General features: G+C 68.3%; 17 protein-coding genes. 8 read left to right on the top strand and 9 right to left on the bottom strand.

Annotated features, from left to right (window positions below; translation table 11 throughout):
* Positions 1 to 377 precede the first annotated feature (377 nt).
* From iscR to ACX93N_RS15580, 8 genes are all read left to right on the top strand, one after another.
* Positions 378 to 866, top strand: a complete 489-nt coding sequence (gene iscR / locus ACX93N_RS15545) for a Fe-S cluster assembly transcriptional regulator IscR (RefSeq protein ID WP_459429355.1) — start codon at positions 378 to 380, stop codon at positions 864 to 866.
* A gap of 45 nt (positions 867 to 911) precedes the next feature.
* Positions 912 to 2,351 (top strand): Fe-S cluster assembly protein SufB, encoded by a 1,440-nt coding sequence (sufB, locus tag ACX93N_RS15550; protein WP_459429356.1) that lies wholly within the window; start codon positions 912 to 914, stop codon positions 2,349 to 2,351.
* 62 nt (positions 2,352 to 2,413) lie between these two features.
* Positions 2,414 to 3,163 (top strand): Fe-S cluster assembly ATPase SufC, encoded by a 750-nt coding sequence (sufC, locus tag ACX93N_RS15555; protein ID WP_459429357.1) that lies wholly within the window; start codon positions 2,414 to 2,416, stop codon positions 3,161 to 3,163.
* Positions 3,164 to 3,174: 11 nt separating this feature from the next.
* Positions 3,175 to 4,467, top strand: coding sequence for a Fe-S cluster assembly protein SufD (gene sufD, locus ACX93N_RS15560; RefSeq protein ID WP_459429358.1), 1,293 nt, complete (start codon positions 3,175 to 3,177; stop codon positions 4,465 to 4,467).
* The gene (locus ACX93N_RS15565) at positions 4,464 to 5,708 is read left to right on the top strand and encodes a cysteine desulfurase (protein WP_459429359.1); all 1,245 of its coding nucleotides are present in this window, start codon (positions 4,464 to 4,466) and stop codon (positions 5,706 to 5,708) included. The genes sufD and ACX93N_RS15565 overlap by 4 nt, the downstream gene beginning before the upstream one ends.
* A gap of 11 nt (positions 5,709 to 5,719) precedes the next feature.
* Positions 5,720 to 6,076 carry a HesB/IscA family protein gene (locus tag ACX93N_RS15570; RefSeq protein ID WP_459429360.1) on the top strand — a complete coding sequence of 119 codons (357 nt, stop codon included), beginning with the start codon at positions 5,720 to 5,722 and terminating at the stop codon, positions 6,074 to 6,076.
* Positions 6,077 to 6,080: 4 nt separating this feature from the next.
* On the top strand, positions 6,081 to 6,623 hold the full coding sequence (sufT, locus tag ACX93N_RS15575; protein WP_459429361.1) for a putative Fe-S cluster assembly protein SufT: 543 nt from the start codon (positions 6,081 to 6,083) through the stop codon (positions 6,621 to 6,623).
* 19 nt (positions 6,624 to 6,642) lie between these two features.
* Complete coding sequence (locus tag ACX93N_RS15580) at positions 6,643 to 7,083, top strand: SufE family protein (protein ID WP_459429362.1); 441 nt, start codon at positions 6,643 to 6,645, stop codon at positions 7,081 to 7,083.
* A gap of 448 nt (positions 7,084 to 7,531) precedes the next feature.
* Here ACX93N_RS15580 and ACX93N_RS15585 read toward each other — a convergent pair whose 3' ends face one another.
* From ACX93N_RS15585 to ACX93N_RS15625, 9 genes are all read right to left on the bottom strand, one after another.
* Positions 7,532 to 7,984, bottom strand: a complete 453-nt coding sequence (locus tag ACX93N_RS15585; protein WP_459429363.1) for an Hsp20 family protein — start codon at positions 7,982 to 7,984, stop codon at positions 7,532 to 7,534.
* A 104-nt stretch (positions 7,985 to 8,088) separates the two neighbouring features.
* Positions 8,089 to 9,279 (bottom strand): formate-dependent phosphoribosylglycinamide formyltransferase, encoded by a 1,191-nt coding sequence (purT, locus tag ACX93N_RS15590; RefSeq protein WP_459429364.1) that lies wholly within the window; start codon positions 9,277 to 9,279, stop codon positions 8,089 to 8,091.
* A gap of 96 nt (positions 9,280 to 9,375) precedes the next feature.
* Entirely contained in the window at positions 9,376 to 10,857 is a 1,482-nt protein-coding gene (gene crtD, locus ACX93N_RS15595; RefSeq protein ID WP_459429365.1) for a 1-hydroxycarotenoid 3,4-desaturase CrtD, read from the bottom strand.
* A gap of 10 nt (positions 10,858 to 10,867) precedes the next feature.
* A complete protein-coding gene (locus ACX93N_RS15600) occupies positions 10,868 to 11,719 on the bottom strand; it encodes a class I SAM-dependent methyltransferase (RefSeq protein WP_459429366.1) in 852 nt (283 codons plus the stop codon).
* A 51-nt stretch (positions 11,720 to 11,770) separates the two neighbouring features.
* Complete coding sequence (locus ACX93N_RS15605) at positions 11,771 to 13,354, bottom strand: ABC transporter ATP-binding protein (RefSeq protein ID WP_459429367.1); 1,584 nt, start codon at positions 13,352 to 13,354, stop codon at positions 11,771 to 11,773.
* A gap of 5 nt (positions 13,355 to 13,359) precedes the next feature.
* Complete coding sequence (locus ACX93N_RS15610; protein ID WP_459429368.1) at positions 13,360 to 14,241, bottom strand: ABC transporter permease; 882 nt, start codon at positions 14,239 to 14,241, stop codon at positions 13,360 to 13,362.
* On the bottom strand, positions 14,238 to 15,173 hold the full coding sequence (locus tag ACX93N_RS15615; RefSeq protein WP_459429369.1) for an ABC transporter permease: 936 nt from the start codon (positions 15,171 to 15,173) through the stop codon (positions 14,238 to 14,240). Before ACX93N_RS15615 ends, ACX93N_RS15610 begins: the two co-directional genes overlap by 4 nt.
* Before the next feature lies 1 nt (position 15,174).
* A complete protein-coding gene (locus ACX93N_RS15620; protein ID WP_459429370.1) occupies positions 15,175 to 16,797 on the bottom strand; it encodes a peptide ABC transporter substrate-binding protein in 1,623 nt (540 codons plus the stop codon).
* Between the two features lie 132 nt (positions 16,798 to 16,929).
* Positions 16,930 to 18,979: Ig-like domain-containing protein (locus ACX93N_RS15625; protein WP_459429371.1), on the bottom strand; the 2,050-nt coding region annotated here is incomplete at its 5' end.

Genomic DNA, 18,979 nt, shown 5'->3' on the forward strand with positions numbered 1-18,979 from the left:
AGAATTTTTCGGGGAGGGGTGCGGTTGGGTGCCCCCGTCTTTGCCTGGCGGGGTCGCCCCCCGGGACACGTTTTGGGGGGACACCCGACCGCACCCGTCCCTACCGCCAGGGTAATTTGTCCGTGTTGGGAGTTGGCATAGCGGCAGGGGCCAGGGCGGGATACTGCTCTCACAAAGCGTGTAACGGGGAGCGTCCCGGCCGGGCCAGGCTGAGAGCAGTATCCCGCCCTCGCCCCGGAATCAGCGCAGCATCGTTTCCGACCGGCTTTATCCGACCTTACTTTACTTGACCTTTGCGAAGGGTCTTTTAGTTGACTAAAATACTAGGGAAAGGGATACTCCTGCGCTCACGGTGAACGCAGGGACGGACGGCAGCCATGCGACTGACAACGAAAGGCCGCTACGCGGTCACTGCGATGCTAGACCTCGCTATCAACCAGCACTTGGGCCCGATCCGGCTGGCGGCGATCTCGGACCGGCAGGGCATCTCCCTGTCCTACCTCGAGCAGCTCTTCGCCCACCTGCGGCGTCGCGATCTCGTCAAGAGCGTTCGCGGCCCCGGGGGCGGCTACCAGTTGCGCCGTGATGCCGATTCCATCAGCATCGCCGAGGTCATCGCGGCAGTGAACGAGGACACGGACGCCACGCGCTGCGGCGGCAAGGGGGGGTGCCAGGACGGCGATACCTGCCTCACGCACCACCTGTGGATGGATCTCTCGGACCGGATCCGGGACTTCCTCCAGGACATCAGCCTCGGTGACCTGGTCAGCCGCCACGAAATCCGCGAAATCTCCCGGGCCCAGCAGCGCCGCAGCGGCGACCGCACCGGGGAAGAAGACAGCAGCCTGCTCATCGGCCGCGCCTGAGGCGCGCCGGGATGGCGTACGGTAAGCAGTAAAGGGGTAAGCACCATGTCCCAGGAAGTCATCGACGAGCGTATCGGCAAGGAGTACGCCGCCGGCTTCGTGACCGACATCGAGTCGGACACGCTGCCGCCGGGCCTGGACGAGGATGTCATCCGCTTCATCTCCGCGAAGAAGGGCGAGCCCGAGTGGCTCCTCGAGTGGCGCCTGGAGGCCTACCGGGGCTGGCTCGAGATGGCCACGCCGGAATGGGCGCACGTGCATTATCCGCCCATCGACTACAACGCCATCTCCTACTACTCGTCGCCGAAGAGCTTCGAGGACAGGCCGAAAAGCCTGGACGAGGTGGACCCGGAGCTCCTCGAGGTCTACGAGAAGCTCGGCATCCCGCTTCATGAGCAGGAGATGCTCGCCGGCGTCGCCGTGGATGCCGTTTTCGACTCCGTGTCCGTGGCCACCACCTTCCGCGAGAAGCTGGCCGAGGCGGGCGTCATCTTCTGCTCCATCTCCGAGGCGGTGCACGAGTACCCGGAGCTGGTGAAGAAATACCTGGGCTCCGTGGTACCCCGGCGCGACAATTTCTACGCCGCCCTCAACAGCGCGGTGTTCACCGACGGCTCCTTTGTCTACATCCCGAAGGGCGTGCGCTGCCCCATGGAGCTGTCGACCTACTTCCGCATCAACGAGGCCAACACGGGGCAGTTCGAGCGCACGCTCATCGTCGCCGACGAAGGCAGCCACGTGAGCTACCTCGAGGGCTGCACAGCCCCCATGCGCGACGAGAACCAGCTGCACGCGGCGGTGGTCGAGCTGGTGGCGCTGGACGACGCCGAGATCAAGTACTCGACGGTGCAGAACTGGTACCCCGGTGATGCCGAGGGCCGCGGCGGCATCTACAACTTCGTGACCAAGCGCGGCGTCGCCCACACCAATGCCAAGATTTCCTGGACGCAGGTGGAAACCGGGTCGGCGGTGACCTGGAAATACCCGAGCTGCGTACTCCGCGGCGATAACAGCGTGGGTGAGTTCTATTCCGTGGCGCTGACCAACAACCTGCAGCAGGCCGACACCGGCACCAAGATGATCCACCTCGGCAGGAACACCCGCTCGACGATCATCTCGAAGGGTATCTCCGCCGGCCGCAGTTCGAATGCCTACCGCGGCCTGGTGCGCATGAGCCCCCGGGCCGAGGGCGCCCGCAACTACACTCAGTGCGATTCGCTGCTTATCGGCGACGCCTGTGCGGCGCACACCTTCCCCTACATTGAGAGCCGCAACCCGTCGGCGGTGGTCGAGCACGAGGCCACGACCTCCAAGGTCAGCGACGACCAGCTCTACCTGTGCCAGCAGCGGGGACTCGACGCCGAGAAGGCCGTGTCCATGATCGTCAACGGCTTCTGCAAGGAGGTCTTCCGCGAACTTCCCATGGAGTTCGCCGTGGAGGCCGGCAAGCTTCTCGAGGTCAGCCTCGAGGGTTCCGTGGGCTAGGGCCGCGGCGGTAGCGGAAAAGACAACGCGGCCGCCCCGGCCGCCGAGTGGAGAGAGACCAGATGTTGACCATCGACAACCTGCACGCCCGCGTGGAGGGCAAGGACATCCTCAAGGGGCTGTCCCTGTCTGTCGCCCCCGGGGAAGTCCACGCCATCATGGGGCCGAACGGTTCCGGCAAGAGTACGCTCGGGCATATCCTGGCCGGGCGGCCGGGCTACGAGGTGACCGCGGGCAGCGTCACCTTCGCGGGTGAGGACCTGCTCGCCATGGACACGGAAGAGCGCGCCCGCGCCGGCGTGTTCCTCGCCTTCCAGTACCCGGTGGAGATTCCCGGGGTCAGCAACATGGAATTCCTGAAAGCCAGCGTTGATGCGGTGCGCGAGCACCGGGGCGAGGAGCCCCTGGACGCGGTGACGTTCATGAAGAAGGCCCGGGAGGCCTGCAAGGTCGCCAGCCTGGACCAGGCTTTCCTGAAGCGCGGGGTCAACGAGGGCTTTTCCGGCGGCGAGAAGAAGCGCAACGAGCTGCTGCAGATGCTGCTGCTCGAGCCGCGGCTGGGCATTCTCGACGAGACCGACAGCGGCCTGGACATCGACGCCCTGCAGGTCGTGGCCGAGGGGGTCAACAGCCTGCGCGGCGCGGAGCGCAGCTTCATCCTCGTTACCCACTACCAGCGCCTGCTCAACTACATCCAGCCGGACAGGGTGCATGTGCTGGCGGGAGGGCGGATCGTGCGCTCGGGAGACGCCTCCCTGGCCCTGCACCTGGAGGACAAGGGTTACGCCTGGCTGGAGGACGAGGTCGCCTGATGGGGAGCAGCATGCACGAAACGCTCGCTGCCGCGGCTGCCGCAGCGCCGGACTGGCTCGCCCCCGCGCGGAACGCGGCGCGGGAGGCCTGGGCGGCAACGCCCCTGCCCACGCGCAAGACTGAGCAGTGGAAGTACACCAGTATCGCGCCGCTGGAGCAGGACTTTGGCCCCGGCCGGGCGGTGGAACTGGCCCCGGCGACGGTCGACGGGCTGCTGCCGGACATCGGCGCGCTGCGCCTCGTGTTCGTCAACGGCCACTTCGCCCCCGCGCTCTCCAGCGGGAAGCTGCCCGAGGGGCTGGAGCTCGTGCGCTTCGCCGAGGCCGACGACAGCCAGGCCGCGCGCATCCGTGAGCACCTCGGCAGTGCGCTGCCGGAAGCGGGCCACCCCTTCGCGACCCTGAACGGCGCGGCGCTCGCCGACGGCCTGTTCCTCGCCGTGGCGCCGGGCGCCAGCATTCACACGCCGCTGCAGCTGGCCTGGCTCACCGCCGGCGATGGCGAAGCGTTCACGGTGACCCCACGCCTCCTGCTTCTCGCCGGTGAGAACAGCTGCCTCTCGGTGGTGGAGCATTTCGCCGACGCCGGCGGCAGCGCCCCGAGCTTCAGCAATGCGGTGACCGAGCTGCTGCTCGCGCCCGGCGCGACCGTCAACCACTACCGCCTGAACCTGGAGCAGGGCCGGGCCCTGCACATCGGCGGCGTGCACGCGCGCCTGGAGCGGGATGCGACGTTGAATGGCTTCTGCCTCGGCCTCGGTGCGGATCTGAAGCGTCTCGACCTGGTCGCGACCATGGCCGGGCCGGGCGCGCACGCGGAACTCGACGGCATCTACCTGCCCCGGGGCGACGAGCACGTGGATTACCACACCTGCCTCGAGCATGCGGTGCCGCACTGCACGTCGTCGGAGACCTTCCGCGGTGTGATCGGCGACCGGGCGCGGGCCGTGTTCAACGGCCGCATCCATATCCACCCGCAGGCGCAGAAGACGCGGGCGGAGCTGTCGAACAAGAATCTCCTGACCAGTGCCGAGGCGGAAGTGAACAGCAAGCCGGAGCTGGAGATCTACGCCGACGACGTCCAGTGCGCGCACGGCGCCACGGTCGCCCAGCTGGATGCACTGGCGTTGCATTACCTGCGCAGCCGCGGGGTCTCCCGCGAGGAAGCGCAGGTCATGCTGAGCTTCGGTTTCGTCAACGAGGTGCTGGAGAGCGCGCGCCTCGAGCCGCTGCGGGACGCCCTGCGCCCGCTGCTGGCCCGGCGCTTCGCCCGTGACCCGTCCCTGGTGAGGCACCTGGCGTGAACCAGCCGCAGACGATAGGCCTGGAATTCGACGCGGCGGATATCCGCCGCGATTTCCCGATCCTCGGCGAGGAGGTCAACGGGCACCCGCTCGTCTACCTCGACAACGCGGCGACCACGCAGAAGCCGGAAGCAGTCATTGACGCGATCGCCGACTACTACCGCTACGACAATGCCAACGTGCACCGGGGCGTGCACACGCTGAGCGACCGGGCCACGCAGAAGTTCGAGGCGGCCCGGGAGACCGTGGCACGCTTCCTGGGCCTCGCCGACAGCCGCGAGGTCATCTGGACCCGGGGTACCACCGAAGCCATCAACCTCGTCGCCTACAGCTGGGCCCGGCAGCAGCTGCGGGAGGGTGACCGGGTGCTGGTGCCCTGGCTCGAGCACCACTCGGACATCGTGCCCTGGCAGCTCGCCGCCCGGGCGACGGGCGCCGAGGTCGTGCCCGTACCGGTGACGGATCTCGGGGAGATCGACCTCGATGCCTTCGACGATCTGCTCGACGACCGGGTGCGGCTGGTGGCGGTCAATCACGTATCCAATGCCCTCGGCACGATCAACCCCGTGGCCGAGGTCGCCCGCCGCGCGAGGGCGGTCGGCGCGCTCGTGCTCGTGGACGGTGCCCAGGCCGTCGGCCACTTCCCGGTGGACGTAACCGCCCTCGGCTGTGACTTCTACGCCTTTTCGGGCCACAAGCTTTTCGGCCCGACGGGGATCGGGGTGCTCTGGGGCCGGGCGTCGCTGCTCGAGACCATGCCGCCCTTCCTCGGCGGCGGCGAGATGATCGAGCGCGTGAGTTTCTCCGGAACCACCTTCAACACGCTGCCCTTCAAGTTCGAGGCGGGCACGCCGGACATCGCCGGCGCCATCGGCCTTGCCGCGGCCATCGATTACCTCGGGGGTGTGGACCGCGCCGCGGCGGCGGCCCACGAGGAGCGGCTCCTTGCCGAGACCATCGCCCGCACGGCGGACATCCCCGGCCTGACGCGCATCGGGGCGCCGGCGCGGAGCGCGGGTATCTTCAGCTTCGTGCTCGAGGGCTGCCACCCCTCCGATCTCGGCATGCTCCTGGACGAGCAGGGCATCGCCGTGCGTACCGGTCACCACTGCGCGCAGCCGCTCATGGAGCGCCTTGCGGTGCCGGGCACGGTGCGGGCATCCTATTCCATGTACAACACGCTGGAGGATGTGGAGGCCCTCGTGGCCGGCATCCGGAAAGCGCAGACGCTGTTCAGCTAGGAGGTATTGCGATGAGCGTCGAGACCTTCGACATGCACGGCCAGCCGGTATCCGTGACCCCGGCGGCGGCGGAGCACTTCCGGGCCAGCCTTGCGGCCAAAGGACTGCCGGCGGTGCGCATCAGCGTGCGCGAAAGCGGCTGTACCGGGTTCAAGTACGTCATGGAGGAGGTTGCGGCCGCCGAGGAAGGCGACGTGACCGTGACCCTCGACAACGGCATCGCGCTCTACCTGGACGACGAGGCCGTGGAATTCCTTCGCGGCACGCAGATCGACTACGAGCGCGAGGGCATCAACCGGACCCTGACGTTCCGTAACCCGAATGTCGTGGCCGAGTGCGGTTGCGGCGAGAGCTTCAGCGTCGAATAGGGCCGTGTCTTCCCAGGAACGCACGGTTCTCACCACGAACCGCGACTGCCCCGGCCGCCTCGTGCCCGTGGGCGACCCGGTGACGATCCCGGCGCACAGTTTCGTGACCCTCACCCAGGCCCTGGGCGGCAATTACACCGTGGTCTACAACGGCAACATGGTGCGCGTGGACGGCACCGACGCGGACGCCCTGGGTTTCGAGCCCATGCAGCTCGACTTCGAGCCGCCCGCGGACGGGCGCATCAGCGAAGAGCAGGTGTGGGAAGCGTTGCACACGGTCTTTGACCCGGAGATCCCGGTGGACCTCGTCAACCTCGGCCTGATCTACCGGGTCGACATCGACCAGGAGGCCGGCAAGGTGAGCGTCGCCATGACCCTGACGGCGCCCGGTTGCGGCATGGGGCCGGTGCTTGTCGGCGATGTGGAGTACCGGCTGCGGCAGGTGCCCCACGTGCGCGAGGTCGCGGTGGAACTCGTTTTCGATCCGCCCTGGCACCGCAACATGATGTCCGAGGAAGCCCAGCTCGAAACGGGCATGTTCTACTGACACCCGCAACGAGACGAGCATGAGCGACAGCGCCCCCGCCAACCCCTTCGGCGACTCCATCACCAGCGAAGACATCGTCGACACGCTCGGTTTCTTCGACAGCTGGGAGGACCGTTACCGCTATATTATCGACCTCGGCAAGGAACTGCCGCCGCTGCCGCAAACACTGCACACGGACGACCGCCTCGTGCGCGGCTGCCAGAGCCAGGTGTGGATGGATATCACGGAGCGCGACGGCCGGCTGCAGCTGGCGGTGGACTCCGATGCCTTCATCGTGAAGGGGCTGCTCGGCGTGGTGCTCGCCGCCTACAACAACCGCACGCCCGAAGAGATCCTCGCCTTCGATATCGACGGTTATTTCGAGGAACTCGAGCTGCTGCGCCACCTTTCGCCCACCCGGGGCAACGGCCTGCGCGCCATGGTCGCGCGGATCCGCGAGGCTGCTGACAGCGCAGCCTGAGGTCGAGCTGTCGCGGAAACACGGGTCGAAGCTGCAAGTTCTTCGCACGGTTCCGGGGCGACTGCGGGATACTTCTCTCAGTCGCTCCCCGATACACGCTTTGTGAGAGAAGTATCCCGCAGTCGCCCCTGACGCCTTGCCTACTGCTATCAGGACGAATGCAGATGGCGGAGCGTGCCCCCAGCCTTGCCCGGCCGGGACGCTCCCCGCTAAACGCCTGGCGGGGGCACTTCCCGGCACCCGCCCCTACCGCCATAGCGTTGGAAGTTCGTAAGGCGCTAGGGGTGGGGGCGGAAGTCTTCTCTCACAAAGCGTGTATCGGGGAGCGACTGAGAGAAGACTTCCGCCCTCACCCCGGGAATCATGCGAAGAAGCCATAAAAAAGCGCCAGCCCAACGGACCGGCGCTCCTTGAATGTGCCGCCGCTTTTTCCGCGGCGGCCTGCGCCTCAGGCTGCGTCCTGCTGCTCGAGCAGGTCGCTGCCGCTGCCGATGGCGATGCGGCGGGGCTTCATGGCCTCGGGGATCTCCCGCTTCAGCTCGACGTGGAGCAGGCCGTTCTCGAGGCGGGCCGATTCCACGCGCACGTGCTCGGCGAGCTGGAACTTGCGCTCGAAGTTCCGCTCCGCGATGCCCTGGTACAGGTACTCGCGCTGCTCGTCGCGCTGCTGTTGGCGGCCCGCGATCACGAGCGTGTTCTGCTCCGTGGTGATCTCCAGGTCCTCCTCGGCGAAGCCGGCGACGGCCATGGTGATGCGGTACTGGTTTTCCTCCACCAGCTCGATGTTGTAGGGCGGGTAGCTGGGCTTGCTGTCGCGTGCCAGGTTGTCCAGCAGGGACGCCATGCGATCGAAGCCGATCGCGGACTGGTAGAGCGGGGAAAAGTCGATGGTGCTACGCATTGTCATATCCTCCATAGAAGCAATATTCAGTCGCGGGCCTCATCGAGCGCCCGCATGGGGGATATGGGGGCCGGGGCCTTCCTTTCAAGACCCCCCGGTAGCCCTCAGGCGTCGCCGAAGCTGACGGCGACGCTTTTCGCGACCTGCCGCGCCTTGTCTCGGGCGGCCTCGATGGAGGGTGCGCGGGCGAGAGCGACGCCCATGCGCCGGCGCCCGGCGATCGCCGGTTTGCCGAACAGGCGCAGGTCCGTCTGCGGCGCGGCGAGGGCGCTGTCGAGGCTGCCGTAGCGGATGTCCCGGCTGTCGCCGCTGGGCAGGATGACCGCCGACGCCGCCGGTCCGCACTGCTCGATAGCGGGGATCGGCAGGCCGAGGATGGCCCGGGCGTGGAGTGCAAACTCCGACAGGTCCTGGGAGACGAGGGTCACCATGCCCGTATCGTGCGGGCGCGGGGAGACCTCGCTGAAATAGACGTGATCGCCGCTGACGAAGAACTCGACGCCGAAGAGGCCGTAGCCGCCGAGGGCGCCGGTGACCTGCTCGGCGATCACCCGGCAGGCCTGTTCCGCCGCCGGGGCCATGGGGTGAGGCTGCCAGGACTCCCGGTAGTCGCCATCGTCCTGGCGGTGGCCGATGGGGGCGCAGAAGCTGGTGCCGTCGCGGTGGCGGACTGTGAGCAGCGTGATCTCGTAGTCGAAGTCCACGAAGCCCTCGACGATGACGCGCCCGGCGCCGGCTCGGCCGCCGGCCTGCGCGGCGGCCCAGGCGGCGGGGGCGTCCTCCGGCGTCTTCACGGTGCTCTGGCCCTTGCCGGAGGAGCTCATGACCGGCTTGACCACGCAGGGTGTGCCGATCGCCGCGATAGCGGCCTCGAACTCCGCCTCGGTCCCGGCAAAGCGGTAGGGCGAGGTCGGCACGCCGAGCTCCTCCGCGGCCAGCCTTCGGATGCCCTCCCGGTTCATGGTCAGCTGCGTGGCGCGGGCCGTCGGTACCACCTGGTACCCCTCGCTCTCCAGGGCGGCGAGCGTGTCCGTGGCGATGGCCTCGATCTCCGGTACCACCAGCTGCGGCTGCTCGGCCTCGATTACCCGGCGCAGCGCGTCACCGTCGAGCATGGACAGCACGTGGCTGCGGTCCGCGACCTGCATCGCGGGTGCGTTGGCGTAGCGGTCACAGGCGATGACCTCGCAGCCCAGGCGCTTGAGCTCGATGACCACTTCCTTCCCCAGTTCGCCGGCGCCGCAGAGCAGGACGCGGGTTGCCGAGGGGGTGAAGGGTGTGCCGATGGTTGTCATGGGGGAATCCTCTGCCAGGAGCAAACGGCGATGATAGCGTCCGGGGCCTGTCCCCGGCGAGGGACGGGGCCGGTGCGTCGCGACCGCTCCGCGTGTTCAATCGTCGAGGAGGGCCTGGGCGGCCAGGCGCCCGGAAAGTGCCGCCATGGGCACACCGGCGCCCGGATGGGCACTGCCGCCCGCCAGGTAGAGCCCCTGGACCCGGCTGCGGGCCGGGGGCCGGGCGAAGCTCGCCAGGGGACCGTGGGAGGCGCGGCCATAGAGGGCGCCGCCGGACGCGGGGAAGAGCGCCTCGAAATCCTGCGGGCGCGTGACGCGGCAGGCCGCACCGCCGAGCTCGAGGCGCAGGCCGCAACGCGCCAGGAGTTCGGTGACCCGCCGCTCGAGTCCGGCAAGCTGCGTATCGCTGACCCCGCCGCGGTCGCCATCGGCCGGGGCGTTGACCAGCAGCAGCATGCGCTCGCCGGCCTCGCCCTCGACGGGCCAGGGACCGCGATCCTGGGCGCAGAGATAGACCGTGGGTGTTTCGGTGATATCCCGTTCCTTGAAGATGGCCCGGAATTCTCCGGGGTAATCGCGCCCGAAAAACACGTTGTGGAAGTCGAGGGGAAAGCCCCCGGGCCTGCCCACCACGCACCAGGTGACCGCGGAGAGGCTGCGGCGGGGCGCAGCCACGGGCTTCGTGGCGCGCCGGGCGGCCTCCCCGAGGAGGCCGCGCCCGAGGGCCGAGGCATCGCCGTTGAAGACGACCCGGTCCGCCGGCAGGTGCTCGCCGCCGGCCAGGGTCACCCCGGTGACCGCGCCGCCGCTCACCGCGATCCGCTCTGCCTCGGCGCCGTAGTGGAAGCTCACGCCGAGCGCTTCAGCCACCGAGGCCAGGGCCCGGGCGAGGGCGTGCATGCCTCCGCGCAGCAGCCAGACGCCGTCCTGCTCGACGTGGGCCACCAGCATCAGCGTCGCGGGGGCAGAGAGTGGTGATGAGCCCACGTAGGTGGCGTAGCGGCCGAAGAGCTGGCGCAACCGCGGGTCCGTGAAGTGCTCGCCGAGCACAGACCAGAGGGACTTGAAGGGCTGGATGCGGAACATGGCCGGGAGCCGGTGCAGGCCGACGCGCCCGACCAGGCTGACAGGGTTCGGCCGCTGCGCATCGATAAAGCTGTCGCGCAAGGTCGCGTAGACATCTGCCGAGCGGTCGCAGAAGTCGAGGTAGCCCTGGGCATTCTCCGCGTCGGCGAGGGCCTCGATGGCGGCGGCGGAGCGTTCCCGGTCTGCCCACAGGTCGAGGCGGCTGCCGTCTTCCCAGCCGTGGCGGGCCAGCCGCTCCGGTGTGTGCAGCTCGAGGTGATCCTCGAGGCGGGTGCCGGCGTCGCCGAGAAGGCCGTCGAAGACCCAGCGCATGGTGAAGACCGTGGGCCCGGCATCGACGCCGAGGCCGGCCACGGGTAGCCGGCGCATCTTGCCGCCCGGGGCATCACCGCGCTCGACGACCGTGACCGCGCGGCCGGTCCGGGCGAGATCGATGGCGGCGGCAAGCCCGCCGACCCCGGCACCGATGACGATGACCCGCTGTTCGCCCACGGCGCCCTGCTCAGCCGCGCTGCGCTGTCACGAACCAGGTGGCGCCGGGGAGGCTGATGCGGCCGTCCGCGAAATGCGGGGCCAGGGCGTCGGCGGCGCTGTCATAGACGCGCTGCCGGACGGCTTCGTCCTCCTCGGCCAGGAGGCGGCCGACGGGGCCGATGTTCAGCATCTCCCGGGTGGTCCGGGCCAGGTCGCCGCCGTTGCCCCAGCCCATGGTCACGTCCCGATGCTCGATCGCGACATCACTGAAGCCCGCGTCCTCCAGAATGCCCGCCAGGCGCTCCCGGTCCGCGAAAGCGAAGGGGCCGGGGGCGTGCGGATCGGGCGCGGGGGGCGGGGGCAGGTGCTCGAGCGCCGCCTTGAGCGGCAGGGCCACCCAGGGGTTGTCCTGAAGCCGCTGCCAGCAGCAGAAGGCCATGCGCCCGTCGGGGGCCAGCGCGGCGCGCAGGTTGCGGAAGGCGCCGACAGGATCGTCGAAGAACATGACGCCGAAGCGGGAGAAGAGGAAGTCCCAGCCGCCGGCCTCGAAGGCGTGCGCCGAGGCATCGGCCTGCAGGAACTCCACCGCCACCGGCAGTTCGCCGGCGTCGGCCAGGCGCTGCTTCGCGACGGCCAGCAGCGGCGCGGAGATGTCGACGCCGAGCACCCGGGCGCCCGCGCCGAGGCGCTCGGCCAGCATCAGGGTCTCGCTGCCGCCGCCACAGCCCACATCGAGCACCCGCGCGGCCCCGGCGGGGTCGCAGTGGTCGAGGAGGTCGCGGGCGATGGGGCCGAGCATGGCGGCCATCATGTGGTCCTTCTCGGCCCACTTCCGGCCCGCATCCCCGTTCCAGTAGGCGATCTGTTCCTCGTTGCTCATGGCGGCGGTTTCCCTGTTGCCTGGTGTACTTCGGGGGTGGCGGTGTGGTGCTCAGGCCAGCAACCCGCGCCCCGGGATACTCTCGAGCAGACGCCGGGTGTAGGCTTCCCGCGGCGCCGCGAAGAGCTGCTCACCGGTACCTTCCTCCACGACCTCGCCGCGGAAGAGCACGATGATGCGGTCGGCGATGTGCCGGACGACGGCGAGGTCGTGGGAGATGAACAGCATCGTCAGCCCGTATTCCGCGCCGAGTTCGAGCATGAGATCGAGAATCTGCGCCTGGATGGTGACGTCCAGGGCCGAGACGGGCTCGTCGGCGACCACGAACTCGGGCCGCGTGGCCAGGGCCCGGCCGATGGCGATGCGCTGGCGCTGGCCGCCGGAGAACTCGTGCGGGTACTTGCGCACGAAGGCACGAGCGAGGCCGACGTCATCCATGAGCTTGAGCACCTGCTGCTCGACGTTCCGCTTGTCAGCCAGGCGGTGCAGGAGCAGCGGTTCGGCCAGCGTGTCATACACCGTCATGCGCGGGTTCAGCGACGCGAACGGATCCTGGAAGATCATCTGCATGCGCCGGCGCATGCCCTGCAGGGCCTTGCCTTTCAGGGTGGTCAGCTCGGTGCCGGCGAAGCGCACGCTGCCGCCGGTGACCGGCACCAGGCGCAGGAGCGAGCGGCCGATGGTGGACTTGCCGCTGCCGGATTCGCCGACCAGGCCGAGAATCTCCCCCCGGCGCACGCTGAAGCTCACGTCGTTCACGGCCTTCACCGGCGCGGCCGGGTCACCGAACCAGGTGCGCAGCCCCGAGACTTCCACCAGCGGCTCGCCGCTCGTCTCCGGGGCCGGCTTGCTGCCGGCGGGAATGGCTGCCAGCAGCTTCTGCGTGTAGGGGTGCTCCGCCCCGTGGAAGATCGTCTGCCGGTCGCCGTGCTCGACGATCCGGCCCTGCTCCATGACCGCGATCTGGTCGGCGATGTCGGCGACCACTGCGAGGTCGTGGCTGATGAAGATCACGCCGATGTCGTGCTTTTTCTGCAGCGACGCAAGCAGCCGCAGGATCTGCGCCTGGATGGTGACATCGAGGGCGGTGGTGGGTTCGTCGGCGATCAGGAGTTTCGGCTCGTTGATGAGCGCCATGGCGATCATCACACGCTGGCGCATGCCGCCGGAGAACTCGTGCGGGTAGTTGTCGATGGTGGTCGCCGGGTCGCGGATGCCCACTTCCTCGAGAAGCGCCAGGGCGCGCTCCCGGGCGTCCGCCCGGCTGACTCTCTGGTGGTAAACCAGCGGCTCGACCAGCTGCTCGCCGATGCGCAGGTAGGGGTTCAGGCAGGTCATCGGATCCTGGAAGACCATGGTGATGTCGCGGCCCCGGACGGCGCGCAGCTCGCGCTCGCTCATGGCGAGCAGGTCGCGGCCCTCGAACAGGGCCCGGCCGCCGTCGATGCGCCCCGGCGGCATCGGTACCAGGCCCAGCAGGCTGTAGCAGGCCACGGACTTGCCGGAGCCGGACTCGCCGATGATCGCGGTGATCTCTCCCTTTTCCACCGTGAAGCTGATGCCGTCCACGGCCCGGGTAACTCCGGCGCGGCCGGCGAAGCTGACCCGGAGGTCCTCGACGCTGAGCAGGGCCACGGCGGCTAGTCCTTCGCACCGCGCACGTCCAGCGCATCGCGCAGGCCGTCGCCGAGGAAGTTGAGGGAGAAGAGCGTCAGCGTCAGCGCCGCCCCCGGGAAGATCAGCAGCCAGGGATACTCTTCCATGGTCTCCGCCCCGTAGGAGATGAGCAGCCCCCAGGAGGTCTGCGGTGGCTGGATGCCGAGTCCGAGGAAGGAGAGGAAGGCCTCGAGCAGCATGACCTGGGGAATGGTCAGGGTGGTGTAGACGATGATCGGGCCCAGGGCATTGGGCACGAGGTGCCTGCGGATGATCGTCGTGGTCGGCAGGCCGATGGAGATGGCGGCCTCCACGAATTCCTGCTGCCGCAGGCTCTGCACCTGCCCGCGCATGATGCGCGCCATGGTCAGCCATTCGACGGCGCCGATGGCGAGGAACAGCAGCAGCACGTTGCGCCCGAAGACCACCATGAGCAGCACGATGAAGATCATGAAGGGCAGGGCGTAGAGAATGTCCACGAGGCGCATCATCACCGCATCGACCTTGCCGCCGGCGTAGCCGGCGATGGCGCCCCAGGTGACGCCGATGAGCAGGGCGACGGCCGTGGCCACGAAGCCCACGGCCAGGGAAATGCGGCCGCCGTAGAGGATCTGCGTGAGCAGGTCGCGCCCGAACACATCCGTACCCAGCCAGTGCGCGGCCGAGGGCGGCGTGGCGCCGAGGTCCAGGTCCTGCGCATCGTAGGCGTAGGGCGCCACCCAGGGTGTGAGCAGGGCTAGGAGGATCAGTACCACCATGACCACCAGGCCGAAGACCGCCAGGCGGTTGCGGCGCAGCCGGACCCAGGCGTCCTGCCAGAGGGAGGTGCCGGCCTCGGCCTGCTGCAAAGCGCCGGCTTCGCTCATCGGCTGCCTCCGAACTGGAGCCGCAGCCGCGGGTTGAGCCAGGCCGCGAGGATGTCCGAGGCCAGGTTGAAGAGCACGATCAGCGTCGACAGGAAGACGGTGGTGCCGAGGATCATGGTGTAGTCGCGGTTGAAGGCGGCCTGCACGTAGAAGCGGCCGAGGCCGGGAATCTGGAAGATCGTCTCGACCACGAAGGAGCCGGCGAGCAGGCCGGCGAAGGCGGGGCCGAGGAAGGCCACCACGGGAATCATGCCGCCGCGCAGCGCGTGTTTCACCACCACCTGCCACTCGGGCAGCCCCTTGGCCCGGGCGGTGCGGATGTAGTCCTGGTTCAGCACCTCGAGCATGCCGGCCCGGGACAGCCGCGCGATATAGGCGGCGTAGGCCGCGCCCAGGGTGATGCTGGGCAGCAGCTTGTCGCCGGGAATGTCTCCCCAGCCCGACACCGGCAGCCATTCCAGGTGAATCCCGAACACCAGCACGAGCAGCGGGCCGAGGAGGAAGGTGGGCATGCAGATGCCGATCATCGCCGCCGCCATGGGCAGGTAGTCCTGGGCCGTGTTCGGTTTCAGGGAGGCGAAGATCCCGGCGCTGCCACCGATGAGCACGGCGACCAGCAGGGCATAGAGACCGAGCTCGGCGGTGACGGGAAGCCCCGCGGCGATCAGCTCGTTGACGCTGCGGCCGGGGTACTTGAAGGAGGGGCCCAGATCCCCCCGGGCGAGGTCGCCGAGGTAGGCGGTGTACTGCTGCACGAGCGGCAGGTCGAGGCGGTACTGGCGCTCCAGGGCGGCTTTCACCTCCGGCAGCACGGCCTTCTCGCTGTCGAAGGGGCCGCCGGGGGCGATGCGGACGAGGAAGAAGGTGACGGTGATGACCGCCAGGATCACCGGGACCGCCTGTAGCAGCCGGAGGGCGATGAAGCGGCCCACGCTAGCGCGTCTCCCCCGGCACCTGCTGCCAGGCGGGGTCCAGCCAGACATAGCGCAGGTTGAGCGAGTCCATCAGGTTGGCGGGCATGCCTTTCACGCTCGGGTGAATGAGGTGGCGGCTGGTGTAGGTGTAGATGGGGATAATGGGCATCTGTTCCATGAGCAGGGTCTCTGCCTCGCGGAAGATCCGGAAACGCTCTTCCCGGCTCTGCGCCCGCGGCGCCAGGTTCTGGATCAGGTCGTCGTAAACGGGGCTGGCGAAGCCCGTGTTGTTGTTGCCGCCGCCGGAGAGGTAGAGGTCGAGGAAATTGTTCGGGTCCACGTAGTCGCCGATCCAGCCGCGGCGGGCGATGTCGAAGTTCATGGTGCTGACGGCGTCGAGGTAGACCTTCCACTCCTGGTTGGCGATCGTGACCTCGATGTTGAGGACATCCTTCCACATCTGCTGCACCGCGACGGCGATTTTCCGGTGCGCTTCCTGGGTGTTGTAGATGAGCTCTACCCCCGGCCAGCCCTCGCCATCCGGGTAGCCGGCCTCGGCCAGCAGGCGGCGCGCTTCTTCCGGGTCGTGGTCGAAGAGCTTCGGCGGCTCGTAACCCAGGGTACCGGGGGGCGTGATGCTCCAGGCGGGCACCACGGAGCCCTGCATGACCGTCTTCGAGAGGGTCGCCCGGTCCACGGCCATGGACAGCGCCTTGCGCACGCGCACGTCGTCCAGCGGCGGACGCTCCGTGTTCACCAGGTAGAAGTAGGTGCCGAGGTAGGGCGCCTGGACGTAGGGCGAGCCGTCCATGGCCTGGTACACGGGAATCTTGTCCAGCGGCAGGGACTGGGTGTAGTGCAGCGCGCCGGCGCGGAACATCCGCTCCTCGCTGACCAGGTTCTCCGTCGGGTAGAAGACGACGCCGTTCAGCCGTACGCGCTCGGCGTCCCAGTAGGTCTCGCTCCTGGCCATGCGGATGCGCCGGTTCAGCTTCCACTCGGTGAGCACGAAGGGCCCATTGCCGACGATGTTCTCCACCCGGGTCCAGCGGGTGAAGCGGTCCGTCATGCTGCCGTGAGCCAGGATCGTTTCCGGGTGCACGGCGAAGGTGCTGTAGTGGTCCATGAGCTGGATGAAGTAGGGCGTGGGCTCGGTGAGCGTGACCTCCAGCGTCAGCGGGTCCAGCGCCTTGACGCCCACTTCATCGAAGTTTTCGAGCGTGCCGGTGGCGAAGGCCTCGGCATTCTTCACCGGGTAGAGCATGTAGGCGTAGAGGTTGCCCATCTCCGGGTGCAGGGCCCGCTTCCAGGACCAGACGTACTGGTCGGCGGTGATCGGGTCGCCGTTGGACCAGCGGGCGTCGTCCCGGAGGTGGAAGGTCACCACGCGGCCGTCCTCGCTCACGTCCCAGGCCTCGGCGACCCCCGGCTCGGGCTCGAGCGTGTAGGGGTTCTTGACGGCGAGGCCCTCGAAGAGCGCGCGGATCAGGTGGTTTTCCGGTACCCCGGTGACCACGTGCGGGTCGAGGCCCTGCGGCTCACTGCCGTTGCCGTAGTGGAGGATGCCCTCGCGGTTGCCCCGCTCGACATTGGTCTCGCCGCTGCCGCAGGCGCCGAGGACAAGCAGCAGGGCGGTGAGCAAGACTGTAAGCAGGGTTCGGGGCAACACGACATGCCATGACCGGGCCAGCCGGCAGTATACGTAAGTCACCGGGGGTGCCCAACCGGTCCCGCGCCGCTGGGGCGGGACCGGGTCGGGTTCACCCGGGACAGTCTACGGATCGACGTTCAGCTTGCCGGCGTCGATCATGGCCTGGATGGCGTCGCTGCCCTCGAGCCCGCCGACCAGGTCCACGCCCTCGAAGGTGATCGTCTGGTCGACCTGCGCCGCGGCGCCCGCCTCGCCCGTGAAGCCGCCGGACCGGCTGACCTCGACGATGGTGTTCGCACCATCGAAGCTGGCCTGCAGGTAGGCGTCGATGCGCTCGCTGGCGTCGCTTTCCGGGAGCAGGTCGGCCACGTTGATCGCAAAGCTCGTGTCTTCCGCGACGGTGACCTCGCCGTCTTTCCAGGTGACCTCGGACTGGCCGAAGATCTTCACGTCGCCGTCGGCGGCCCCGGCCGCCTCGCTGTCGTCGTGATAGGTCAGCGCGATGCTCTCCACCCCGAGTTCGTCCAGGGAGGCCAGTTCGCCGGCGTCGGTGACGCCGTCGCTGTCGGCGTCCTGCCATACCGCGAACTGGCTCCAGGCCTCGTCACCGGCATCCAGCACCTGGTTCTGGTTGCTGTCGAAGACCTCGGCCACGGCTTCCATGTCCGTTTCGGCGCTTTCGCTCCACTCGGTGAACACGTACTCGCGGGCTTCGTCCACGGTGCCCGAGTCGTTGGCGTCCACCACCAGCAGGCCGTCGTCGCCGGCGACCCAGGCGCTGTTCACCGCCTCGCCGGTGGCCTGGTCCGTGAACACCACCCCGGCCTCCCGGGACAGGTACTCCACGCCGTCGCCGTCGAGGTCGAGGGCGATCGGGGCCGTTGCCATGGCGGGCGGATTGATCAGTACCTGGACTGCGGGGCTCGTATTGGCATTGCCGTCCGTTGCGTCATAGGTGAAACGGGCCGACGGCATCGCCGTGTAGCTGATCCCGGACAGGAAATAGTCGCTGCTGTCCGTGCTGTCGCCGGAGCGGGTGAAACCATCCGCATACTCTGTTGCCTCGAACTTCAGCCGGTCGAAGACAATCCCCGCCGGTAAGGTGAAGCTTCCGTTGCTTCCCCCGATGTCGTAGTTCACAGACGCACCGTCAAGGGTCGCGCCATCACGGCCACTGAACGTCCAGCTACCGACTTTCTGTCCGCCAAGGTAGGCGGTGACCCGGCCGACTTCGCCGCTTTCCTCGTTGGTGATCAGGCGGCCGATGTCGATGGTGGCGCCGGTGGCCGGACTGTCAGTGAAGTACAAGTGGATGGCCTCGGAGGAGCCCTCCCGGAAACCGAGCTGTTCAGACACCTCGTTCTGGGCGGTGCCGCCTGTGCTCCGCACTCCCAGGCCCTGCGACTGGTACGTCAGTGCGGCACTGCTGCTGCCCGAGAAGCCACTGGCGGCGGCCTGAATGCCCGGCCAGCTGGTACCCGAGCCGAAATCCACGGAGGTGGAGGTGCCGCTTCCGATATCAGCGGTACCAGCGACCCAGTAGAACTCTGCTTCCGTGGTGAAAGTGTCGCCTGCGGAAGCGGCCGAAAAGCTCCCGCTATCACCACCGCGCATATACAGCGTGCCGGTGTCCGGGAGCGTTCTGAGGGTGAAAGTAAGGTCCGCTTCTGCAGTTTCCACGTCTTCACCGCCCAGGGTGGGGTCCGACGCCGGTGATCCCTCGCGCACCGTCGGTGTAGTTTCGCCAGGGTCGACACCCCCGCCTACGTTGAAACCACGGTACAGCACGAAAGAGTCGCTGACCGTCTCGCCATGGGGCAAGGTCTCACCTGCCATGAAAAGCGTGGCCGTCGTGAGCACCGGATCCGCCGTCGGGGGATCGTTGGGCTCGGGCGCCGGGTTCACGGTGAGGTTCACCGTGGCCTCGTTGGAGACCAGGCCGTCGTTGTCCTCGACGGTGTAGGTGAAGCTGTCCGGTCCGTTGTAGTCCGGGTCCGGGGTGTAGGTGACGGTGCCGTTGGCGTTGACCACCAGGCTGCCGTTCGCCGGCCCGCCGGTGACGACGACGGTGGCGGGGTCAATGCTGCCGTCGGGGTCGCTGTCGTTGCCGGTGATGGAGAAGGTGACGGCAGTGTCCTCCGCCGTGCTGGCGGCGTCATCGATGGCCACGGGC

The sequence above is a fragment of the Pseudohaliea sp. genome, from assembly GCF_054552115.1.

What these genes read in the sequence shown, in the direction of transcription:
- sufC (WP_459429357.1), top strand. Translation starts at nt 2,414, where the DNA reads ATGTTGACCATCGACAACCTGCACGCCCGCGTGGAGGGCAAGGACATC.
- iscR (WP_459429355.1), top strand. Translation starts at nt 378, where the DNA reads ATGCGACTGACAACGAAAGGCCGCTACGCGGTCACTGCGATGCTAGAC.
- ACX93N_RS15610 (WP_459429368.1), bottom strand. Translation starts at nt 14,241, where the DNA reads ATGAGCGAAGCCGGCGCTTTGCAGCAGGCCGAGGCCGGCACCTCCCTC.
- sufB (WP_459429356.1), top strand. Translation starts at nt 912, where the DNA reads ATGTCCCAGGAAGTCATCGACGAGCGTATCGGCAAGGAGTACGCCGCC.
- purT (WP_459429364.1), bottom strand. Translation starts at nt 9,279, where the DNA reads ATGACAACCATCGGCACACCCTTCACCCCCTCGGCAACCCGCGTCCTG.
- ACX93N_RS15580 (WP_459429362.1), top strand. Translation starts at nt 6,643, where the DNA reads ATGAGCGACAGCGCCCCCGCCAACCCCTTCGGCGACTCCATCACCAGC.
- ACX93N_RS15585 (WP_459429363.1), bottom strand. Translation starts at nt 7,984, where the DNA reads ATGCGTAGCACCATCGACTTTTCCCCGCTCTACCAGTCCGCGATCGGC.
- ACX93N_RS15570 (WP_459429360.1), top strand. Translation starts at nt 5,720, where the DNA reads ATGAGCGTCGAGACCTTCGACATGCACGGCCAGCCGGTATCCGTGACC.
- sufD (WP_459429358.1), top strand. Translation starts at nt 3,175, where the DNA reads ATGCACGAAACGCTCGCTGCCGCGGCTGCCGCAGCGCCGGACTGGCTC.
- ACX93N_RS15600 (WP_459429366.1), bottom strand. Translation starts at nt 11,719, where the DNA reads ATGAGCAACGAGGAACAGATCGCCTACTGGAACGGGGATGCGGGCCGG.